Source organism: Streptomyces nanshensis (genome assembly GCF_001751255.1).
GTDB classification, from domain to species: Bacteria; Actinomycetota; Actinomycetes; order Streptomycetales; family Streptomycetaceae; genus Streptomyces; species Streptomyces nanshensis_A.
This window is the reverse complement of the sequence record NZ_LJGW01000046.1, coordinates 1-3,671: the sequence shown is the minus strand read 5'-3', so window position 1 is coordinate 3,671 and position 3,671 is coordinate 1. Positions and strand designations below refer to the sequence as shown.

Below are 3,671 nucleotides of genomic sequence, written 5' to 3'. Positions count from 1 at the left end.
GTCCTCGCCTGCTACGGCATCGCCGTCCAGCCCACCAGCCCGGCGCCCGGCCCCGACGAGGCCGCCGCCGCGGCCCGCGCCCTCGGCTACCCCGTCGCGCTCAAGACCACGGCCCCGCATCTGCGCCACCGCGCCGACCTGGGCGGCGTGCGCCTGGACATCTCCTCCGAGACGGAGCTGCGCCGCGTCTACGCGGAGCTGACCGGCTCCTTCGGCGACGCCGCCGAGCTGCGTCCCGTCGTACAGGCCATGGCACCGCGCGGCGTCGACACCGTGATCCGGGCCGCGGTCGACCCGTCCATCGGCGCGGTGCTCTCCTTCGGCCTCGCGGGAACGCCGTCCGAGCTGCTCGGCGACGTCGCGCACCGCCTCGTGCCCGTCACCGACAAGGACGCCGCGGCGCTCGTACGCGCCCTGCGCAGTGCCCCGATCCTCTTCGGGTGGCGCGGTGCGCAGCCCGTCGACGTCGCGGCCCTGGAGGAGTTGCTGCTGCGCGTCTCCCGGCTGCTGCACGACCACCCGGAGATCGTCGCCGTGGACCTGGAGCCCGTGGTCGTCGCGCCGCACGGTCTGACGGTGCTCGGTGCGACCGTCCGTGCCGCCGAGCCCTCGCTCCGTGCCGACCTGGGCCGCCGCAGCCTGCCCGCTTACTGAGAGTCCGCGGGCCCGTAGGATGGCCCGCATGGCGAAGACCGGTACGACGACCCAGGGGCTGCGCGAGGCGATCGAACGCAGCGGCTATTACCCGACCCTCGTGGCCGAGGCCGTCGAGGCGGCGGTCGGCGGCGAGCCCGTGACTTCCTACCTCGTGCACCAGGAGACGACGTTCGACTCCAACGAGGTGCGCCGCCATGTGACGGTCCTCGTGCTGACCGGCACGCGCTTCCTCGTCAGCCACACCGACGAACAGCCCGCGGACAGCACGTCGTCGTCCTCGTACGCCACGACGTCCACGGAGTCCGTGAAGGTCCAGCGCATCTCGTCCGTCGTGCTCTCCCGCGTCGTCGCCGACCCGGAGTCCTACACGCCCGGCACGCTGCCCCGCGAGGTCGTGCTCACCATCGGCTGGGGCGCCGTCTCCCGGCTCGACATGGAGCCCGCCACCTGCGGCGACCCCAACTGCGAGGCGGACCACGGCTATACGGGCTCCTCCACCGCCGACGACCTCTCGCTGCGCGTCAGTGAGGCGGCCGACGGACCGGACACCGTACGGCAGACCCTCGCCTTCGCACAGGCGCTCTCAGAGGCGACGGTGACCCCTTCCTGATGGCACAGGCCGCCACCGAGCACCCGCAGGAACCGGAGCCCGACCCGGAGCCGCTGGATCCGCGCACCGCGCCCGTACCGCGCTACGGCAGCGCGTCGCTGTCCGATCTGCTGCCCGCCGTCGTCGCCGCACAGGGCCTGAGCCCGGCGGGCGAGGAGCAGGTGCCGCACACACGGCTGCGGCTCGAACCGGCCGACAGGGTCTGTGTGTTCCTCGTCGACGGGCTCGGCTGGGAGGTGCTGCGGGCGCATCCGGAAGAGGCACCGTTCCTCACGTCCCTGCTGGACACCTCGCTCGGCGGCACCGGTACGGCGCTCACCAGCGGCTTCCCCTCCACCACCGCCACTTCGCTGGCCTCCGTCGGCACGGGGCTCCCGCCGGGCATGCACGGTCTGCCCGGCTACACCGCGCTCGACCCGGACACCGGCCGCCTGATGAACCAGCTCCGCTGGCAGCCGTGGACGGAGCCGCACGCCTGGCAGCCCTATCCCACGGTCTTCCAACTCGCCGACGCCGCGGGGATCACCGCGAGCCAGGTCTCCGCGCCGCACTTCGAGCACACACCGCTGACGCGCGTCGCGCTCTCCGGCGGCACGTTCTACGGCGTGCTCAGCGCCGAGGAGCGCATGGACCGGGCGGCGGCTCGACTGGCCGCCGCCGACCGCGCGCTCGTCTACACCTACTACGCCGAACTCGACGGCCACGGCCACCGCTACGGCGTCGACTCCGACGCCTGGCGCGGCCAGCTCATGTACGTCGACCGGCTCGCCCAGCGCCTCGCCGAGCAACTGCCGCCCCGCTCCGCGCTGTACGTCACCGCCGACCACGGCATGGTCGACGTGCCCCTCACCGACCGGGCGCGCTTCGACGTCGACGAGGACTGGGAGTTGAGCGCCGGCCTCGCCCAACTCGGCGGCGAGGGACGGATGCGCCATCTCTACGTCGTGCCCGGCGCCGCGCGCGACGTGGCGTCGGTCTGGCGGGAGGTGCTCGCCGAGCACGCCTGGGTGGCCACCCGCGAAGAGGCCGTCGCGCTGGGCTGGTTCGGGCCGCGGATCGACGACCGTGTGCGTGCGCGCATCGGCGACGTGGTGGTGGCGATGAGCGGCGACGCCGCCGTCGTGGCCACCGAGCGCGAGCCCAAGGAGTCCGCCCTGATCGGTATGCACGGCTCGGCGACCCCGGCCGAACAGCTCATCCCGCTCCTCGAAGTCCGTACGTAGCCCGCAGCCGCCGTACGTACGGGGTCGCGCCCCGGCCCGGTCCGTACGAGCGCACCCGCACACCGCGCGCCGCCGCGCAGAAAGGCCGACTCTCCATGTCAGAGCTGGTGTTCTTCTCCGGAACCATGGACTGCGGAAAGTCGACACTCGCTCTCCAGATCGAGCACAACCGTTCCACGCGCGGCCTCCAGGGCATGATCTTCACGCGCAACGACCGGGCGGGGGAGGGGCGGCTCTCCTCACGGCTCGGGCTCGTCACCGACGCCGTCGAGGCGCGGGACGGCTTCGACTTCCACTCCCACCTCGTGCGGCATCTGACCGCCGGAGGACGTACGGACTACGTCATCGTCGACGAGGCGCAGTTCCTCACCCCGGATCAGATCGACCAACTGGCCCGCATCGTCGACGACTTGGGCATGGACGTCTTCGCCTTCGGCATCGCCACGGACTTCCGTACGCGGCTCTTCCCCGGCTCGCAGCGGCTGATGGAGCTGGCCGACCGCATCGAGGTGCTCCAGGTCGAGGCGCTGTGCTGGTGCGGGGCGCGGGCCACGCACAACGCCCGTACGGTCGGCGGGAAGATGGTCGTCGAAGGGGCGCAGGTCGTCGTCGGCGACGTGGGCGAGCCGACGGCCGAGGTGGGCTACGAGGTGCTGTGCCGCCGCCACCACCGCCGGCGGCTGACCGCGGCGGGCGCACGGGCGGGGGCGCTCTCGCCCGACGTACTGCCCGTCGACGCGCCCACCGCACCGCACATGAGGTGAGCCGGTCGCGGCGGCGAGCGGATGGCGCCGCCGACTCCGGTCGCAGGACGGGGACTTGGGGCTCCTGACAAGAGGGGGCGCCGCGGGGCCGGGACGCGGTCCGCCGCGTGAGCGCACGCGGCAGAACAAGGCGACGTCGGCGACCGCGCCCGAAATACTGGGCGCCCATGGATGAGGTCGAGATCGTCGTCGCCCACTCCGAGCGCGCGACCCTGCGCCTCGGCGAGGTCTTCCTGAAGGTGGACGCGGATCCGGCGCGCCTCGACGCCGAGGCCGAGGCGATGTCCCTCGCGCCGGTCCCGACCCCGCGGGTTCTGTGGCGCAAGCCGTCCGTGCTTGCGATCTCCGCGGTCCCGGGGGCGACGCTCGGGCGCCTCGGCGGCCCGGCGACCGGGTCGCCGGCGGCGTGGGCCGCGG

4 protein-coding genes and 1 pseudogene are annotated in these 3,671 nt (G+C 73.4%); all 5 read left to right on the top strand.

The features are described 5' to 3' along the window. On the top strand, window positions 1–654 hold a 654-nt coding region (locus AN218_RS02495; RefSeq protein WP_171908575.1), incomplete at its 5' end, for an acetate--CoA ligase family protein. 28 nt (window positions 655–682) lie between these two features. After that, on the top strand, window positions 683–1,267 hold the full coding sequence (locus AN218_RS02490) for a DUF5998 family protein (RefSeq protein ID WP_070014891.1): 585 nt from the start codon (window positions 683–685) through the stop codon (window positions 1,265–1,267). Next, window positions 1,267–2,490 (top strand): alkaline phosphatase family protein, encoded by a 1,224-nt coding sequence (locus AN218_RS02485; protein ID WP_070014868.1) that lies wholly within the window; start codon window positions 1,267–1,269, stop codon window positions 2,488–2,490. Before AN218_RS02490 ends, AN218_RS02485 begins: the two co-directional genes overlap by 1 nt. Window positions 2,491–2,585: 95 nt before the next feature. Beyond that, window positions 2,586–3,254, top strand: coding sequence for a thymidine kinase (locus AN218_RS02480; RefSeq protein ID WP_070014866.1), 669 nt, complete (start codon window positions 2,586–2,588; stop codon window positions 3,252–3,254). A gap of 167 nt (window positions 3,255–3,421) precedes the next feature. After that, window positions 3,422–3,671 (top strand): annotated as a pseudogene (locus AN218_RS02475) (aminoglycoside phosphotransferase family protein); the annotation flags it as partial.